At 44.4% G+C, this 17500-nt stretch carries 14 protein-coding genes, 1 tRNA gene, 2 rRNA genes, 1 other RNA gene and 1 other annotated feature (1 of these 19 running past the window's edge); of the genes, 4 read left to right on the top strand and 14 right to left on the bottom strand.

Going from position 1 to position 17500, the window contains the following annotated elements; all coding sequences use genetic code 11:
- Positions 1-209: 209 nt before the first annotated feature.
- From QNN06_RS00140 to tadA, 6 genes are all read right to left on the bottom strand, one after another.
- The gene (locus QNN06_RS00140; protein ID WP_213121202.1) at positions 210-428 is read right to left on the bottom strand and encodes a YaaL family protein; all 219 of its coding nucleotides are present in this window, start codon (positions 426-428) and stop codon (positions 210-212) included.
- Positions 429-471: 43 nt separating this feature from the next.
- Positions 472-1068 carry a recombination mediator RecR gene (gene recR, locus QNN06_RS00135; protein ID WP_213121203.1) on the bottom strand — a complete coding sequence of 199 codons (597 nt, stop codon included), beginning with the start codon at positions 1066-1068 and terminating at the stop codon, positions 472-474.
- An 81-nt stretch (positions 1069-1149) separates the two neighbouring features.
- On the bottom strand, positions 1150-1467 hold the full coding sequence (locus tag QNN06_RS00130; RefSeq protein WP_213121204.1) for a YbaB/EbfC family nucleoid-associated protein: 318 nt from the start codon (positions 1465-1467) through the stop codon (positions 1150-1152).
- 74 nt (positions 1468-1541) lie between these two features.
- On the bottom strand, positions 1542-3230 hold the full coding sequence (gene dnaX / locus QNN06_RS00125) for a DNA polymerase III subunit gamma/tau (protein ID WP_213121205.1): 1689 nt from the start codon (positions 3228-3230) through the stop codon (positions 1542-1544).
- Between the two features lie 289 nt (positions 3231-3519).
- Positions 3520-3784, bottom strand: an RNA gene (gene ffs, locus QNN06_RS00120) — signal recognition particle sRNA large type.
- 92 nt (positions 3785-3876) lie between these two features.
- Positions 3877-4386 (bottom strand): tRNA adenosine(34) deaminase TadA, encoded by a 510-nt coding sequence (gene tadA, locus QNN06_RS00115; RefSeq protein ID WP_213121206.1) that lies wholly within the window; start codon positions 4384-4386, stop codon positions 3877-3879.
- Positions 4387-4506: 120 nt separating this feature from the next.
- On the opposite strand from tadA, the gene QNN06_RS00110 reads away from it, so the two are divergent.
- From QNN06_RS00110 to QNN06_RS00100, 3 genes are all read left to right on the top strand, one after another.
- Positions 4507-5811: a glycoside hydrolase family 18 protein gene (locus tag QNN06_RS00110; protein ID WP_284036730.1), complete on the top strand. Its 1305-nt coding sequence runs from the start codon at positions 4507-4509 to the stop codon at positions 5809-5811.
- Between the two features lie 259 nt (positions 5812-6070).
- The gene (locus QNN06_RS00105; protein ID WP_213121208.1) at positions 6071-6718 is read left to right on the top strand and encodes a deoxynucleoside kinase; all 648 of its coding nucleotides are present in this window, start codon (positions 6071-6073) and stop codon (positions 6716-6718) included.
- 16 nt (positions 6719-6734) lie between these two features.
- Positions 6735-7430 (top strand): deoxynucleoside kinase, encoded by a 696-nt coding sequence (locus QNN06_RS00100; RefSeq protein ID WP_284036729.1) that lies wholly within the window; start codon positions 6735-6737, stop codon positions 7428-7430.
- Between the two features lie 96 nt (positions 7431-7526).
- Here the strand turns inward: QNN06_RS00100 and QNN06_RS00095 are convergent.
- The 6 genes from QNN06_RS00095 to guaB form a co-directional block, all read right to left on the bottom strand.
- A tRNA-Ser gene (locus QNN06_RS00095) sits at positions 7527-7619 on the bottom strand.
- A gap of 98 nt (positions 7620-7717) precedes the next feature.
- A complete protein-coding gene (gene serS / locus QNN06_RS00090) occupies positions 7718-8998 on the bottom strand; it encodes a serine--tRNA ligase (protein ID WP_213121210.1) in 1281 nt (426 codons plus the stop codon).
- Between the two features lie 56 nt (positions 8999-9054).
- Positions 9055-9281 (bottom strand) — a binding site (T-box leader).
- Between the two features lie 56 nt (positions 9282-9337).
- Positions 9338-9931: a pyridoxal 5'-phosphate synthase glutaminase subunit PdxT gene (gene pdxT, locus QNN06_RS00085; protein WP_217037512.1), complete on the bottom strand. Its 594-nt coding sequence runs from the start codon at positions 9929-9931 to the stop codon at positions 9338-9340.
- A gap of 131 nt (positions 9932-10062) precedes the next feature.
- The gene (pdxS, locus tag QNN06_RS00080; protein WP_213121212.1) at positions 10063-10944 is read right to left on the bottom strand and encodes a pyridoxal 5'-phosphate synthase lyase subunit PdxS; all 882 of its coding nucleotides are present in this window, start codon (positions 10942-10944) and stop codon (positions 10063-10065) included.
- A gap of 168 nt (positions 10945-11112) precedes the next feature.
- Positions 11113-12438: a D-alanyl-D-alanine carboxypeptidase family protein gene (locus QNN06_RS00075; protein WP_213121215.1), complete on the bottom strand. Its 1326-nt coding sequence runs from the start codon at positions 12436-12438 to the stop codon at positions 11113-11115.
- 355 nt (positions 12439-12793) lie between these two features.
- Entirely contained in the window at positions 12794-14257 is a 1464-nt protein-coding gene (gene guaB, locus QNN06_RS00070; protein WP_213121213.1) for an IMP dehydrogenase, read from the bottom strand.
- A 106-nt stretch (positions 14258-14363) separates the two neighbouring features.
- On the opposite strand from guaB, the gene QNN06_RS00065 reads away from it, so the two are divergent.
- The gene (locus QNN06_RS00065) at positions 14364-15311 is read left to right on the top strand and encodes a YaaC family protein (protein ID WP_284036728.1); all 948 of its coding nucleotides are present in this window, start codon (positions 14364-14366) and stop codon (positions 15309-15311) included.
- 84 nt (positions 15312-15395) lie between these two features.
- Here the strand turns inward: QNN06_RS00065 and rrf are convergent.
- Both rrf and QNN06_RS00055 read right to left on the bottom strand, forming a co-directional pair.
- A 5S ribosomal RNA gene (gene rrf, locus QNN06_RS00060) occupies positions 15396-15512 on the bottom strand.
- Positions 15513-15750: 238 nt separating this feature from the next.
- Positions 15751-17500: ribosomal RNA gene (locus QNN06_RS00055) — 23S ribosomal RNA — on the bottom strand; it runs 1184 nt beyond the window's last position.

The raw sequence follows: 17500 nt of genomic DNA, 5'->3' as shown, positions 1-17500 counted from the left end.
ATAAAAATAGAACATTAAAGTGAAACTTCAAACAGTAGAGGCGCCTTTCCTCTGCTGTTTGTTAGTTGAACGAATCGGGCATTTACGGGCAGTTTGTCCACTCACCAAATCTGTACATACCAATGCTTTAAGTATCAAATTAGACCTTACTGCCCGTTAATGCTGGAAAAAAAAGCTCAAGCAACCAATTGCTTGAGCTGTAAAAAATATTATTTTGTTAATGTCACATTTCTGTATTTAGCTTCTCTTAATAGAAGAATATATTTTGCTTCTGCAATTTTTGATTGGCAAATGACCTCTTCAGAGGGATCAAGACTTCTTTCCAAAAGGAGTTTTTCCCGCTGCCAATAATCTCTATATTTATTTAACTGGATTAAAAGCTTTTCATTATATTCTTTCCGAAGCTTTCCTTTGCGCCGAAAAAACATCGCCATCCCCCCGGCATTAAAGCATTTAAATTTAATTTTTATATTACAATTCTCTTCGTCCTTCTAACGCCTTCGATAAGGTAACCTCATCCGCATACTCAAGATCTCCGCCTACCGGCAGTCCATGGGCAATTCTTGTTGTTTTAATTCCCGACGGCTTTAGCAGCCGTGAGATATACATAGCTGTTGCTTCCCCTTCAATATTGGGATTGGTCGCTAAAATGACTTCCTGAATAGTTTCGTCCTGAAGCCGCTTTAGCAGTCCGGGAATATTAATATCCTCCGGGCCGATGCCATCCATAGGTGAAATAGCCCCGTGCAAAACATGATACAATCCGTTGTAATCCTTCATTTTCTCCATCGCAATTACATCTTTTGGATCCTGCACTACACATATTATGCCCTTATTCCGGCGCTGATCTTCACATATGTAACATGGATCTTGATCGGTAATGTGGCCGCAGACAGAGCAGTATGTTAAATTCCGCTTGGCATTCACTAATGCTTTTGCAAAATCCAAGACGGTATCCTCTTTCATACTTAAGACAAAAAAAGCCAACCGTGCAGCTGTTTTTGGCCCAATGCCAGGAAGCTTCATAAAGCTATCAATCAGCTTCGAAATCGGTTCTGGATAATGCATAATTTATGTTCCTCTCTTTAGAAAAGCTAAAAGCGCCCTTAGCAGCATGTGGCTGCTTAAGGCGCTTAACGCTTATTGTTTTTAAAATGGCATGTTTAATCCTTTTGTAAATTGTCCCATAGTATTATTGGAAAGCTCATCAGCTTTTTTAAGCGCATCGTTTACGGCTGCAAGGACAAGGTCTTGAAGCATTTCCACATCATCAGGATCGACCGCTTCAGGTTTAATTTGAACATCTACAACCTCTTTATGGCCTGTTACAACGACAGTTACCATTCCGCCGCCAGCAGTTCCTTCAATTTTTTCCTGACCTAATTGTTCTTGTGCCTCTGCCATTTTCTTCTGCATTTTTTGCACTTGCTTCATCATATTTTGCATGTTACCCATTCCACCACGCATCGATAAATCAACCTCCAATTTAATTTAGATTATATAATCACATTGATTGCTGTTTTAGCGTTTCCGCCCAACTTTTAATCAATAATTTCAATAAATTCTTCACCAAATAACTTTTTGGCTTCAACAATATGTGGCTCCTCTTCATGAGCAGGCCCGCTGATTTCCCCTTCTTCCCCATGCTGGGTGCTTAAGAAATTTTCACGGATGGTTAACCACTGCTCTTCAGGAACTCCTAAAAGTGTGAACCTTTTACCAATTAATTTGTTCAAGGTGGTGCTTACTGCTTCCAGGAAATCGCCTCGGCTCATCGCCATTTGACAAATCATTTCATGCTTGAATTTTAAAACAAAAGCTGCTTCCGATGCTGCAACTGGCTCTGCTTCATTTAATAATGCAGCATGCGATTTCATTAGACTCGATCGCATTTCGCCCCAATTACCCTTAATCAGATTCAAGTCATTTTTTGTGGCTTGCTTTAACACTTCATTTATTTTACCAACAGCCGGCTGGAAGGCATTTCTTGAGGTTCTTTGTACCTGTTTTTGTGGCTGTGGTGCGGCATCTTGAGGTGCTGCGGCTACGCCGTTCGCTTTTAAGTGGTGAAGTTCCGACTCAAGCTGCTCAATCCTCATCAAGAGCTGCTGTAATTCCCCGGAACTCGCGGTCTCTCTTTGGCTAGTTTCCATTTGGCAAAGCTTAACAATGGCTACCTCCAGGAAAATCCTCGGGTGATTAGTCCAGCGCATTTCTTGCTGAGTCTTATTTAAGAAATCAATCAGCTGATAAATCTGTTCTGTTGGCGTTTCTTCTGCCATCAAGCGAAACTCATCATCTAGCATCACCCGCTCGAGAGATTCCTCAAGATTTGGCGCTGTTTTGTATAGCAGCATATCCCTGTAAAATAAGATCAAATCTTCGATAAAGCGTGCTGGGTCCTTTCCATGGAATAAAAGCTCCTCGAGCGCCTCCAAACCGCTTGCCACATCTTTATCCTGAAACGACTTTGCCGTTTTATTTAAAAATGCCTGTGAAGCAGAACCTGTGACGGTCAACGCATCTTCAAGTGTCACCCGGTCCTGACTGTAGGAAATGGCTTGATCCAACAGACTTAATGCGTCACGCATTCCACCTTCAGCTGCTCTGGCTATCATTTGCAAGGCCCGCTCATCGCAGTCAATGCCGGTTTCCTCGACAATCAGCTTCATCCGATTAACAATAGACCCTGCGGTAATCCGTCTGAAATCAAAACGCTGGCATCTTGAAATAATCGTCAGCGGGATTTTATGCGGTTCTGTCGTGGCTAAAATAAAGATGACATGCTTCGGAGGTTCCTCCAGCGTTTTAAGTAAAGCGTTAAAAGCGCTAATGGAGAGCATATGCACTTCGTCGATGATATAGACCTTATAGTTTACTGCCGTGGGGGCAAATTTGACCTTATCAAGAACATCACGCATCTCCTCCACCCGCGAGTTAGACGCAGCGTCAAACTCCAGGACATCCGGAATCGTTCCATTCGTGATCCCGAGGCAGGCCGCACATTCATTACACGGCTCAGCAACTGGAGCATGCTCACAATTAATCGCCTTTGCTAATATTTTAGCCGCACTCGTCTTTCCTGTTCCTCTTGGTCCAGAAAATAGGTATGCATGAGAGATTTTTTGCTGAAGCAGGGCGTTTTGCAATGTCTGCGTGACATGTTCCTGTCCCACTACGTCAAAAAATTTCTGCGGACGCCAAACCCGATATAAAGCTTGATATGACACTCGACATCGCCCCCTTCAATTTAGTCCTATCTATTGTCTAGCTCCAGCGTCCAGCGTCTAGTGTACTTCGCTCTTCTCCCTACGATAAGTCAACATCGAATCGCTATCGCTCTTCGTGTTTCCTTTATCTCAGTCGAAGCACTCCAGTCCATACGCCGCTAAACGGACGCTTCCGCTTTTCTCATTATAACTTATTGGATTTCCTTTTTACAAAAGTAATCCTAAGAGTTCACAAAAAAACTCACCCCAGAATCTGAGATGAGTTTTATTATGGCATATGTAATAACTGCCGCGCACCTTCCGTCGACTGACGCCCATAAGCGTTACTTAAGCAGTTAGCTCGGCCCAGGCACCCCTGCGGCACATGAGAGCGTCCACTTAATGCTGCTTCCTTCCGGACCTGACATAGTTCATGGATTCCCATTGCGCAGGACCCAGGCGTCAACACCACTTACTTAAGGCAGACCCTACAGGCCATCAGCCTCGGGAAGGGATTCCGTCCCGCTAGAGCGGATTGCGGGTACAGGGCACCGCTACCTCCCCACCTAGCGCGGCAAAGTTGATACCAATTATTAAGTGCGTCGTATCTGACGCCTTTTTAGTATACAAACAATCCAGCAAAAAAGCAATCGTTATTAACTGTAAATTACTGTAAGTCGATTTCTAATGCCTGCAGCTTCAACTTTTTCTCCTGCTTCTTACGATCTCTTATTTTTTGAAAAAAAGATGAAAGCATGCTGCCGCACTCTTCTGCTAAGACGCCTTTAACAACTTCACATTGGTGGTTAAAGCGCGAATCCTGTAAAAGGTTCATCAGCGTTCCAGCGCACCCGCCCTTTGGATCGCTCGCCCCGTATACCACGCGTTTGACTCTCGATAAGATAATCGCACCTGAACACATCGGGCAAGGCTCCAACGTGACATAAAGAGTAGTATCCTCTAGCCGCCATGAGCCTGTTTCCCGGCAGGCTTGATCAATGGCCAGCAGCTCGGCGTGGGCCGTCGCATTCTGCTCACTTTCTCTTAAATTGTGGGCGCGGGCAATAATTCTACCATCATGGACAAGAACAGCCCCAATCGGCACCTCATCCAACTTCTCTGCCTTCCTTGCTTCTGCTATAGCCTCCAGCATAAATTTCTCATCTTGGTTAATCATCTTAAAAAACCGCCTTCTAAAACTAATTCCATTTATACGAAAATTATTAACATTATAACATGTATTAAGTCCCGCCCTCATAGAATAGTTGTAGCGCATATGTGCAGGGAGGGATTGGAGATGCAGATTCATGTGGTTAAAAGAAATGAATCGCTGACAACCATTGCAAGAGCTTACCATACAACCACCCAGGATATTATAGAGGCAAACGAATTGCCCAATCCGAACAATCTGGTTATCGGCCAAGCACTTGTAATACCTATCGTCGGCCGCTTTCATTTCGTTCAGTCGGGAGAATCATTATATACCATAGCACAAAGATACGGAGTTACTGTTCAACAGCTGGCAACCGTCAACCGAATATCGGTCAATCAACCACTCCAAGCAGGGTTCCGTCTCTATATTCCCCAAGGCAGAAAAAGAAATGCCGAGTTTAATGCCTATGTAGAACCTCGCGGAACAAGTGTTGCTCCTGTGTTAGAGGAGAGCGCCAGAGAAGCAGCTCCTTATTTAACTTATTTAGCCCCTTTCAGCTTTCAGGCCAGACGCGACGGCACACTCAAGGAACCGCTTCTGAATAACTTTCCGGCTATCGCCAAGGCCAACCGTAACGTCTTGATGATGGTTATTAATAACCAGGAACAGGACCAGTTTAGTGACGAACTAGGACGGATTTTATTAAATGACATAGCCGTCCAGGACCGGTTTCTCAATAATATTGTCGCCACCGCTAAAAAATACGGCTTCCGCGATATCCATTTTGATTTTGAATTTTTACGTCCCGCAGACCGCGAGGCATACAACCGCTTTTTAAGAAAGGCAAAGCAGCGCTTTTCACGTGAAGGATGGCTCATGTCCACTGCCCTTGCGCCAAAAACAAGTGCAACCCAGCAAGGAAAATGGTATGAAGGACATGATTATAAGGCCCATGGCCAAATATCCGACTTTGTTGTCATCATGACCTATGAATGGGGCTACAGCGGCGGTCCTGCCATGGCAGTCTCGCCAATTGACCAGGTAAAAAAAGTGTTGGATTACGCCGTGACAGATATACCATCAAACAAAATCCTCATGGGGCAAAATCTCTATGGTTATGATTGGACCCTGCCTTTTGTTCAAGGTACCGTGGCAAAGGCTGTTAGCCCGCAGCAAGCCATCCAGCTTGCAGCCCAACACAATGTCCCGATAGAATACGACACAAAAGCGCAAGCTCCGCATTTCAAATATAGGGATGCGGCAGGCAAAGAGCATGAAGTCTGGTTTGAAGATGCCCGCTCCATCCAGGCAAAATTTGATTTGATCAAACAGATGAATTTAAGAGGAATGAGCTATTGGAAACTAGGCCTCGCCTTCCCGCAAAACTGGCTGTTGATCGTTGATAATTTCAACGTAACAAAAAGAGGAACACGAGTATTCTCCACCTGACAACTGCCGGCCACCGGCGGTTTTTTCTTTCTCATAAACATGTAAAAGCTTCCTCAAAAATTCCATATCCCTTCCTGTACCGATTGTGATAAAATGGTGTTTGTGTCGAATAAAAGCATAATTGCTCGAATAAGTGACAAGGTGCTTGTCGCTTTTTGGCGATTTTGCAGGACAATTTATTAAAAATTGCATATATATGAACCAGATGAATCTGGATAAGATAGAACCTGCAGGCAATTGGAGAAGGAGGAGCAGCCAAATGGGGGGTACACCCTTTATTACCGTTGAGGGACCGATAGGTGTAGGAAAGACATCACTTGCCAAAGCCATCTCTCGGCATTTTGAATTTGAATTATTAAAAGAGATTGTTGATGAAAATCCATTCTTAGGGAAATTTTATGAAAACATCGAAGAATGGAGTTTCCAGACAGAAATGTTTTTCCTCTGCAATCGCTTTAAACAGCTCGGGGATATTAATACCCATTATTTAAGCAAAAATAAATCTGTCGTGGCTGACTATCATATATTTAAAAATTTAATTTTTGCTACTCGGACATTGAATCCTGACGAATACAAAAAATATTATAAGATTTATCAAATTTTGACAGAGGATATGCCAAAGCCAAATGTCATCATATATTTGCATGCAAGTCTCGATACTTTATTAAAGCGAATAAAAATCCGCGGGCGCGAGGTAGAGAAAAACATCAGCCCGCTTTATTTAGAACAGCTTTCTATTGATTATGAAAACACAATGGCTATTTTTGAAAAGGAGCATCCGGAAATACCGGTTCTCCGTTTCAATGGTGATGAGCTGGATTTTGTAAAAAATGAGCAGGATCTAGACTATATCATTGAAAAACTTGGAGAATCACTGAAAGCAAACAGCTGGACAAACACTATATAGAAACAGGGGGATGTTCGTGAGCATCGTTATTGGAGGCATGATCGGTCTTGGCAAAACGAGTGTGGCTGACACTTTAAAAGCACACTTTCAGAATAATGGCATTGACAGCAAGGTTTTTTATGAAGCAGTGGATGACAACCCAATTCTCCCGCTTTACTATGAATTAACACAGGAAGAATTGGATGCAAGAAGAATTCCCTTCCTATTGCAATTATTTTTCTTAAATAAACGGTTTAAAACAGTTAAGGACTGCATCAATTGGAAAAACCCTATTTATACCATTCAGGACCGCTCGATTTATGAAGATTGGTATTTCGCCTATGTCAATAAAAATTTAGGCAGGATTTCTGGCCTCGAATTTAAAATCTATGAAGAGCTAGTCGACAATATGTTGGAGGAGCTAAAGGAACTTCCAAAAAAGGCTCCTGATTTGATGGTTTATTTAAAAGGATCATTTGATACGGTGATTGACCGGATTATGGCCCGCGGCCGCAGCTTTGAAATTAACCCGGAACTGAAGGAATATTATTTCGAGGTTTGGAAGGGCTATGACGAATGGGTCATGGAGCGCTATAATGCCAGTGAAGTTTTGGTCATTGACATGGACACAACCGATGTGGTGAATAGTGAGGCGGATGCCAAACGGGTATGCCAAGAAGTAGAAGACAAGCTGAAGGAAATTATATATATATCAAAAGCACATATTGGGTAATCCCAGTAAGTGCTTTTTTCTTATAAAAAAAAATCCGTTACAAGGAATTGTAACGAATTTTCATCTCCAGTTTTTTATGCGCGTTTTTTATTGTGATGGCGGAGGAAGAGGGATTCGAACCCCCGCGCGGTTTAACCCGCCTGTCGGTTTTCAAGACCGATCCCTTCAGCCGGACTTGGGTATTCCTCCGTGACAACAGAAATTAATTTAACATAAATTTAACACTGTGTCAACACTATTAACATGCCACTAATAAAAGGGCGCTATTCAACTTGATTATACACTGGTTATTGCGGCTTTATGACGTCGCGGCCGCCCATATATGGACGAAGCACGGCTGGAATTACGACACTGCCGTCATCCTGCTGGTAGTTTTCCAGAATAGCTGCAACCGTGCGGCCAATCGCGAGGCCTGAGCCATTGAGCGTATGCACATGCTCCGGTTTCGCCTTTGGATCGCGGCGGAAGCGGATATTTGCCCGTCTTGCCTGGAACGCCTCAAAGTTACTACAAGAAGAAATTTCACGGTAAGTTCCATAGCTAGGGATCCACACTTCAATATCATATTTTTTCGCCGCAGTAAAGCCCAGGTCACCTGTACACATGCTTAACACACGGTATGGCAATTCAAGTAATTGAAGAACCTTTTCTGCATCAGCAGTTAATTTTTCTAGCTCTTCATATGAATCCTCTGGCTTTACAAACTTCACAAGCTCAACCTTATTGAATTGATGCTGGCGGATTAAGCCTCTTGTGTCACGGCCTGCTGATCCCGCTTCAGAACGGAAGCAAGCGCTGTAGGCTGCAAAGCGGATTGGCAGCTCTTCGCCACTTAAAATTTCATCGCGGTAATAATTGGTGACCGGCACCTCTGCTGTCGGTATTAGGAAGTAGTCCTCACTTTCAATTAAAAAGGCATCCTCTTCAAACTTTGGCAGCTGGCCTGTTCCGGTCATGCTAGTGCGATTTACCATATATGGCGGGAGAATCTCTGTATATCCATGCTCATCGACATGAAGGTCGAGCATAAAGCTCATTAACGCACGCTCAAGGCGGGCACCAAGACCTTTATAAAAAACAAAGCGGCTGCCGGTTACCTTTCCTGCTCGTTCAAAATCAAGAATTCCTAAATGGTCAGCTACATCCCAATGTGGTTTCGCCTCAAAGCCGAACTCGCGGACTTGGCCCCATTTGCGGATTTCTACGTTATCGTCTTCTGTCTCGCCAATAGGCACAGTTTCATGGGGAATATTTGGGATGCTAAGCAATAATAGCTCTAATGTCTCCTCAACGCCTCTTAGTTCATCATCGAGTTCCTTGATGCGGTCGCCAACCTCACGCATTTCCTTGATAAGGTGATCGGCATCCTGCTTCTCACGTTTTAATACAGCAACCTGTTGAGAAACTTCATTCCGCTTGGATTTCAGTTTTTCCGCTTCGACAATTAATTCGCGTCGTTTAACGTCTAAATCCTCAAATCGGCCAAGGTCTGTTAAATCTTCACCGCGATGCTGCAGCTTTTCTTTAACTTCGGCAAAATTGGCTCTTAAATACTTCAAATCCAACATGCTTAAACACTCCTTTATTATTTATCCAAGGGCAAACAAAAAACTCCCGCCCCTAAAACAGGGACGAGAGTTAACCCGCGATACCACCCTGGTTGACAGACGAATCTGTCCACCTTAAAAAATGTAACGGTTTTCCACCGAGAGTCCTTACTAGCCTCATGTGGATGAGGTGTTCCGCACTCTACTCGAGGAGGGATTCACAAGTCTTATTCACCGGTTCACACCAACCACCGGCTCTCTTTAGAATAAACCTCTTGCTACTAGTTCCTCTCATTGCTTTTGCATATTTCTAATTTGTATAACTTAGAGTACTATATTTATTTGCCAAAAGCAACCAACTTATACAGCCTGTTTTTGACTTTTTGCTTCTTTTACCATCTCAACAAAGTAGGCTGTAAGACGATGGTCATCTGTTAATTCAGGATGAAACGAACAGCCTAAAAATTGCCCTTCACGCGCTAAAACAATGCGGCCATCATGTTTCGAAAGAATCTCGACATTTTCGCCTGCCTCTACGATATGCGGGGCCCGGATAAAGACTGCAGGGAAACCACCCGCGACATCTTTAACCGCGAGGTCAGCCTCGAAGCTATCCACTTGGCGGCCGAAGGAGTTGCGTTCAACCGTAACGTCCATCACACCTAGGTGAGGCTCACTGTATCCGACGATGTTTTTTGCCAAAAGAATAAGGCCTGCACAGGTACCGAACATCGGTTTTCCTTCCCTGGCAAATTCCTTTAAGGAATCCATAAAATCATATTTGTCGATCAGGCGGCGCATTGTCGTGCTCTCTCCACCAGGGAGAATAAGGCCATCTATGTCTTTTAATTCTTCTTTGTGTTTAATGGCAACGGCTTCGACACCACAAGCTTCTAATGATTGAATATGCTCACGAACTGCTCCTTGTAATGCGAGAACGCCTACTTTAATCATAGTATTACTCCTTTTACCTAGATTACTGTTTAGCTCCAGCAACTAGAGGCTCGGGGTCACAAGCCAATCCGTCAAGAAGACTCATCTTGTGCCTGTCGCCGCCCCTGGTCAAGGCGCTTCCGCTTTTCTATTTACCACCCACGCTCCTGCATGCGGGCTTCAGGGGCTAATGAAGAAATTTCGATACCCTTCATTGGAGTTCCAAGATCCTTTGAAAGTTCAGCAATCAATTTATAGTCTTGGTAATGAGTTGTTGCTTCAACAATCGCTCTTGCAAATTTCGCAGGGTTTTCTGATTTAAATATACCAGAGCCAACGAATACACCGTCTGAACCTAATTGCATCATTAACGCTGCATCAGCAGGTGTTGCAACGCCACCGGCAGCAAAGTTAACAACTGGAAGACGGCCAAGGCGCTTAATTTCAAGCAATAATTCAAATGGTGCACCTAATAGCTTTGCTTCTGTCATAAGCTCATCTTCGTTCATGCTTACAACCTTACGAATCTGTGCGTTGACCTTGCGGATATGGCGGACAGCTTCTACAATGTTGCCAGTTCCCGGCTCGCCTTTTGTACGAAGCATAGATGCTCCTTCGCCAATACGACGGGCAGCCTCGCCCAAGTCACGGCAGCCGCATACAAATGGAACAGTAAAGTCACTCTTTAATAAGTGAAACTCTTCATCAGCAGGTGTTAATACTTCACTTTCATCGATATAGTCTACACCAAGTGCTTCAAGTACACGTGCTTCCACAATGTGGCCGATACGAGCCTTAGCCATAACAGGGATTGAAACAGCGTTAAGAACCTCTTCAACAATTCGAGGATCTGCCATTCTAGCAACGCCGCCAGCAGCACGAATATCAGAAGGTACGCGCTCTAGTGCCATTACCGCTACTGCGCCTGCTTCCTCCGCAATTTTTGCCTGTTCTGCGTTAACAACGTCCATGATGACGCCGCCTTTTTGCATTTCTGCCATCCCGCGTTTTACCCGATCCGTACCTGTTTTCATTTGTAAATCCCCCTTGTTTTTCCACGTTAAAAACGTTGATTATTTAGAAAATTCCCATTAATTCGATTTGAATTATTTATTCCATAAAATCATTAAAGCAACAAAAAAGGATTCCTGTCAAGACAAGAATCCTTTCCAACATTTTACTTATAGGTCCGTTAGAGCTAATTAGAACCAGCCTTTAACAGCGGAGGAAATGCCTCCCCAGACATCACCGAAGAATCCTCCGATGCCCCGCATCATAAGGACGAACCAATTTGCTTTTTCAACATCTTGGGCAGCAATGACATCAACTTGAACTTTGCCTTTGCCTTCCTCGGTTAAAAAGTTAACCTTATCGCCGTTTTTAGGCTCAAGTGTTAAATAGCCGACCTTGTCACCTTTTTTTATTGGCGCCGTAAGCTCACCTTTTTTGTTAATCTTATTTTTATCTAATACCAGTATCGGCTTATAGTTTTCCTTTTCGCCATTTTCAATGATCATATTGATGGCTGACTTTGTATAAACTTTTACCTGGTCATTCTTGCCCTTAATAACAGGTATCGTTTTATGGCCCTTTACCTGATAATGCTTCGGTACAATAGTTTCTTTTGTTGTATTGGCAAATGCATAGTCAAACATTTTCTTAGTCTCGTCAAAGCGGGCTTTATAGTCCCCTTTGCCGCTCGCGTCTTTGGCATTTTGCACTACAGTGATAAACCGTTTGCCATCACGACTGGCAGTCCCGGTAAAACAATAGCCGGCAAAATCTGTGGTACCCGTCTTAAGTCCGTCGACACCTTTATATCCATAATCCAAAGAAGGAAGCATCCAGTTCCAGTTAATCATATTAATTGCGTCAGAAGTGCCTTCACGAAATGTTTTCTTCGGAATGCTTGCCGTCTTTAATACTTCGGGATATTCATTGATTAGGTGGAAGGCAAGACTCGCCACCGCTCTTGGAGACATGACGTTTTCTTCCGTTTCACCGGTGCCTTCCGGATGCATGCCGCGATATTCGGCATTATTTAAGCCTGATGAGTTTACAAATTTATAATCCTTTAAGCCTAACCTTTTGGCTTTTTCATTCATCATTTTCACAAAATTGGTTTCAGACCCGGCAATTGTTTCGGCAATAGCAATCGTTGCTGCATTGGCAGAATAAATGACCATCGCTTCATACAACTCGCGGATTTTATATGTGCCGTCCTGGCGCAATGGAACATTCGACAATGCGCGGTCTTGGGAAATTTTATAAACAAGATCACTGACGTTATACTCCTGATCCCATTTCACTTTTCCGTGTTTAATGGCATCTAGTAACAGATATTCAGTCATCATTTTTGTCATGCTGGCAATCCCCATGACATTATCAGCATTTTTTTCATATAACACTTTGCCTGATTCAGCATCAACTAATATGGCACCGTCCGCGTTGATGTTTAACGCTGCTGCTGCTTCCGCTTTATCTTGGCCCATGCCGGCAAAAAGGCTGAAGAACAAAATAACAGCCATTGCACTGGCAAGATACTTTTTAAAAACATGTTTATTCACATTAACGCCCTCCAAGATTTTTTACACTTTGGTTATTTTAACATAACTGCTTTATAAATCATAGAGAGAGCATCGAAGCATCTTATTGCCAATTTTGATAGACTGCTAGAAATAGATAGGTCTTTATTCACAGTAATCCGTTGATTTCCACTCCAGGGGCTCGCTTTCCGCGGGCGTGCCGGGGAGCCTCCTCGTCGCTAAAGCTCCTGCGGGGTCTCCCCTGCCCCGTACTCCCGCAGGAGTCTCGCCCCTTCCGCTCCAATCAACTTAGGATAAAAATAGGAGCAGACGGAAAGTCTGCTCCTGCGCTTTTTATTTACATTGAGTAGTTTGGTGCTTCTTTGGTGATTTGAACGTCGTGTGGGTGGCTTTCTCGCAAGCCAGCACCTGTCATTTTGACAAATTGGGCATTCATTCGTAATTCTTCTAGGTTTTTCGTACCACAGTAGCCCATACCAGCGCGTAAGCCGCCGACTAATTGATAAATGGTATCTGCCAATGGTCCTTTGTATGGAAGGCGGCCTTCGATGCCTTCTGGGACAAACTTTTTATTGTCCTCTTGGAAATAACGGTCTTTAGAACCCTTTTCCATCGCTGCCACAGAACCCATGCCGCGGTACACCTTAAAGCGGCGTCCTTGGAAAATTTCTGTTTCCCCTGGGCTTTCTGTTACCCCTGCAAGCATGCTTCCCAGCATAACGGCATGTCCGCCTGCTGCCAAGGCTTTGACGATATCACCAGAGTATTTAATACCACCGTCAGCAATAATCGTTTTCCCATGTTTCATGGCTTCACCTGCACAGTCATAAACAGCTGTTATTTGCGGTACTCCGACACCCGCAACAACGCGTGTCGTACAAATTGAACCTGGACCAATTCCAACCTTAACGACATCTACTCCTGCTTCAATTAGGGCCTTGGTACCCTCTGCAGTGGCTACGTTTCCGGCAATAATCGCAAGGTTAGGGTAGGCAGCTCTAATTTGCTTTACAGTATCCAACACACCCTTGGAATGCCCGTGTGCGGTGTCGACTACGATGACATCTACGTTAGCCTTCACGAGCTTGTCGATCCGTTTCATCGTATCGCTTGTCACCCCAACTGCAGCTCCTGCCAATAGACGGCCTTGGCTGTCCTTTGCGGAATTTGGGAACTCAATCACTTTTTCAATATCCTTAATTGTGATTAAACCTTTTAGCACTCCCTGATCATCCACAAGAGGCAACTTTTCAATTTTATGCTTTTGAAGAATTTGTTCAGCTTCCTTCAAGGTTGTCCCAACTGGAGCCGTAATCAGATTTTCCTTCGTCATAACATCAGAGATCTTGAAAGAGTAATCCTGAATAAACCGAAGGTCCCTGTTGGTGATAATGCCAACCAGACGCTGTTCCTCCATGTTGTTAACGATTGGAACACCTGAAATACGATATTTCCCCATTAGATGCTCTGCATCAAATACTTGGTGTTCAGGAGTCAAGAAAAACGGATCAGTAATTACGCCACTTTCTGAACGCTTAACCTTTTCAACCTGTTCGGCCTGCTGCTCAATGGTCATGTTCTTATGGATAATCCCAAGACCGCCTTGGCGGGCCATAGCAATTGCCATTTCAGATTCCGTGACTGTATCCATACCTGCACTTATAACTGGAATATTTAGCTTTACCGCAGGAGTTAACTCAACCTGCAAACTCACGTCGCGTGGCAGTACCTCTGATTTGCCAGGAATCAATAATACATCATCAAACGTTAAACCTTCTTTTGCGAACTTACTTTCCCACATATTAACAGCCTCCAGGTCAAAAAATATTATTTGTAGGTTATCAATTGGACAAAATACTGTCAAGGAAGAAATATTAGTAAGATTTTTCTGAAAAAGGTGATCCGCTTTGAATACGCCATTTAAAGGCTGGAAAAGCTACTCATGCTTTTTTTCAGCAGAATACTGTCAGCACTATTTGAAAAATAGCTATCTAAAGAGGAATATTGAGAATCCTGAACAAAAGAGCTATGAAAATGGATATGCCTTTTTATATTATCTCGAACATGGGCAAATCTATTATGAACAGGCAGAAAAAGCCCCGCTGGTTATTAAACCTATATTGCTTTTCTATGGCCTTGTCCATTTAATAAAAGCCTGTATCTTAACCGTAGATCCATCATATCCAGAAACAACAGCGGTATTGGCACACGGTGTCTCCACTAGAAAAAGAAAAAAGCAAAATTATTTATTTTTTCATGATGAAGTGAAATTACAAAAAAACGGACTTTTTCCATTTATGTCAGAAAAATTGTTTCACATGAAACAGCTTGAAGGGGAAAAAGTCCTAATGGAGGAATTACTACAGCTTATACCTGAGCTCGATGAGTTATTCTTCATACTTATGAGGAAAAACAGCTTTGAAAAATTACAAAGCAACGGCAGCCAGCTCCATATTCCCGAGAAAATACTGGATACCTATCATATGACCGAGAGTCGATTTAAAGAGTTTCTAGCCTCTAAATTTGCTAATGAGGTGGAATTCTCTGATGATGAAGGAATACATTTAATTTTGAAAAACAATACCGTATCAGCCATTTCCCCTTTTAAATTTCATATGGAAGAAGGGTGCTGGACACTTCCAATAAACAAAGGGAAGCTTTTCAACTTCCCGGAACTACTGATCCACTATTTATTGTTATACAACTTAAGCATGATCGCCCGTTATGAAACAGAATGGTGGAGCGAACTAACCAAAATGATGCCAAACCACGACTACCCTTTCATCGAAACCTTTTTACACATCACACTAAAAAAAGGGCCGTTTCTAGTCTTTGACTACTTGATGGGAAAGTGAGGCACGGGGACGGTTCTCATGCATCATTCAAGCATAAATAACCAACAAAAAAAAGACAACCTGAAAATAGTTGTCTTTTTGCTTGCCCGGCAGCGTCCTACTCTCACAGGGACTTGCGTCCCAACTACCATCGGCGCTGAGAAGCTTAACTTCCGTGTTCGGGATGGGAACGGGTGTGACCTTCTCGCCATTGCTACCGGACCTATTGAATTAGAGGTTTCATTCCCTCAAAACTAGATAATGCAGAAGAAGTTTATAAGAACGAGTTCGTCATATTACTTTGATAATTGTCTAGCTCCAGCGTCCAGCAACTAGTGTCCTTCGGTCTTTCCCCTACGATAAGTCAACATCGATTCGCTATCGCTCATCGTGTTTCCTTTATCTCAGTCAAAGCCCTCCAGGCCATACGTTGCTAACCGGCCGCTTCCGCTTTTCGATTTTGGTTAAGTCCTCGATCGATTAGTATCAGTCAGCTCCACACGTCACCGCGCTTCCACCTCTGACCTATCAACTTGATCATCTTTCAGGGATCTTACTAGCTTGACGCTATGGGAAATCTCATCTCGAGGGGGCTTCATGCTTAGATGCTTTCAGCACTTATCCCGTCCGCACATAGCTACCCAGCGATGCCTTTGGCAAGACAACTGGTACACCAGCGGTGCGTCCATCCCGGTCCTCTCGTACTAAGGACAGCTCCTCTCAAATTTCCTGCGCCCACGACGGATAGGGACCGAACTGTCTCACGACGTTCTGAACCCAGCTCGCGTACCGCTTTAATGGGCGAACAGCCCAACCCTTGGGACCGACTACAGCCCCAGGATGCGATGAGCCGACATCGAGGTGCCAAACCTCCCCGTCGATGTGGACTCTTGGGGGAGATAAGCCTGTTATCCCCAGGGTAGCTTTTATCCGTTGAGCGATGGCCCTTCCATGCGGAACCACCGGATCACTAAGCCCGACTTTCGTCCCTGCTCGACTTGTAGGTCTCGCAGTCAAGCTCCCTTGTGCCTTTACACTCTGCGAATGATTTCCAACCATTCTGAGGGAACCTTTGGGCGCCTCCGTTACATTTTAGGAGGCGACCGCCCCAGTCAAACTGCCCACCTGACACTGTCTCCCACCCCGATGAGGGGTGCGGGTTAGAATTTCAATACAGCCAGGGTAGTATCCCACCGACGCCTCCACCGAAGCTGGCGCTCCGGCTTCTCAGGCTCCTACCTATCCTGTACAAGCTGTACCAAAATTCAATATCAGGCTACAGTAAAGCTCCATGGGGTCTTTCCGTCCTGTCGCGGGTAACCTGCATCTTCACAGGTACTATAATTTCACCGAGTCTCTCGTTGAGACAGTGCCCAGATCGTTACGCCTTTCGTGCGGGTCGGAACTTACCCGACAAGGAATTTCGCTACCTTAGGACCGTTATAGTTACGGCCGCCGTTTACTGGGGCTTCGATTCAGAGCTTCGCTTGCGCTAACCCCTCCTCTTAACCTTCCAGCACCGGGCAGGCGTCAGCCCCTATACTTCGCCTTGCGGCTTTGCAGAGACCTGTGTTTTTGCTAAACAGTCGCCTGGGCCTATTCACTGCGGCTCTTCGGGGCTATTCACCCCAAAAAGCACCCCTTCTCCCGAAGTTACGGGGTCATTTTGCCGAGTTCCTTAACGAGAGTTCTCTCGCTCACCTTAGGATTCTCTCCTCGCCTACCTGTGTCGGTTTGCGGTACGGGCACCTTTTATCTCGCTAGAGGCTTTTCTTGGCAGTGTGGAATCAGGAACTTCGGTACTATAATTCCCTCGGCATCACAGCTCAGCCTTAAGGTGAACGGATTTTCCTATTCACCAGCCTAACTGCTTACACGCACATATCCAGCAGTGCGCTTACCCTATCCTCCTGCGTCCCCCCATCACTCAAACGATAAAGAGGTGGTACAGGAATATCAACCTGTTGTCCATCGCCTACGCCTTTCGGCCTCGGCTTAGGTCCCGACTAACCCTGAGCGGACGAGCCTTCCTCAGGAAACCTTAGGCATACGGTGGATGAGATTCTCACTCATCTTTCGCTACTCATACCGGCATTCTCACTTCTAAGCGCTCCACCAGTCCTTACGGTCTAGCTTCAACGCCCTTAGAACGCTCTCCTACCGCGGACACCATAAGGTGTCCACCCACAGCTTCGGTGATACGTTTAGCC

Source organism: Neobacillus sp. 114 (assembly GCF_030127045.1).
Lineage (GTDB): Bacteria > Bacillota > Bacilli > Bacillales > Cytobacillaceae > Neobacillus > Neobacillus rhizophilus.
This window is presented reverse-complemented; position numbering and strand designations above follow the sequence as displayed.

What these genes read in the sequence shown, in the direction of transcription:
- QNN06_RS00140 (WP_213121202.1), bottom strand. Translation starts at nt 428, where the DNA reads ATGTTTTTTCGGCGCAAAGGAAAGCTTCGGAAAGAATATAATGAAAAG.
- recR (WP_213121203.1), bottom strand. Translation starts at nt 1,068, where the DNA reads ATGCATTATCCAGAACCGATTTCGAAGCTGATTGATAGCTTTATGAAG.
- QNN06_RS00130 (WP_213121204.1), bottom strand. Translation starts at nt 1,467, where the DNA reads ATGCGTGGTGGAATGGGTAACATGCAAAATATGATGAAGCAAGTGCAA.
- tadA (WP_213121206.1), bottom strand. Translation starts at nt 4,386, where the DNA reads ATGATTAACCAAGATGAGAAATTTATGCTGGAGGCTATAGCAGAAGCA.
- QNN06_RS00110 (WP_284036730.1), top strand. Translation starts at nt 4,507, where the DNA reads ATGCAGATTCATGTGGTTAAAAGAAATGAATCGCTGACAACCATTGCA.
- QNN06_RS00105 (WP_213121208.1), top strand. Translation starts at nt 6,071, where the DNA reads ATGGGGGGTACACCCTTTATTACCGTTGAGGGACCGATAGGTGTAGGA.
- serS (WP_213121210.1), bottom strand. Translation starts at nt 8,998, where the DNA reads ATGTTGGATTTGAAGTATTTAAGAGCCAATTTTGCCGAAGTTAAAGAA.
- pdxT (WP_217037512.1), bottom strand. Translation starts at nt 9,931, where the DNA reads ATGATTAAAGTAGGCGTTCTCGCATTACAAGGAGCAGTTCGTGAGCAT.
- pdxS (WP_213121212.1), bottom strand. Translation starts at nt 10,944, where the DNA reads ATGAAAACAGGTACGGATCGGGTAAAACGCGGGATGGCAGAAATGCAA.
- QNN06_RS00075 (WP_213121215.1), bottom strand. Translation starts at nt 12,438, where the DNA reads ATGGCTGTTATTTTGTTCTTCAGCCTTTTTGCCGGCATGGGCCAAGAT.
- guaB (WP_213121213.1), bottom strand. Translation starts at nt 14,257, where the DNA reads ATGTGGGAAAGTAAGTTCGCAAAAGAAGGTTTAACGTTTGATGATGTA.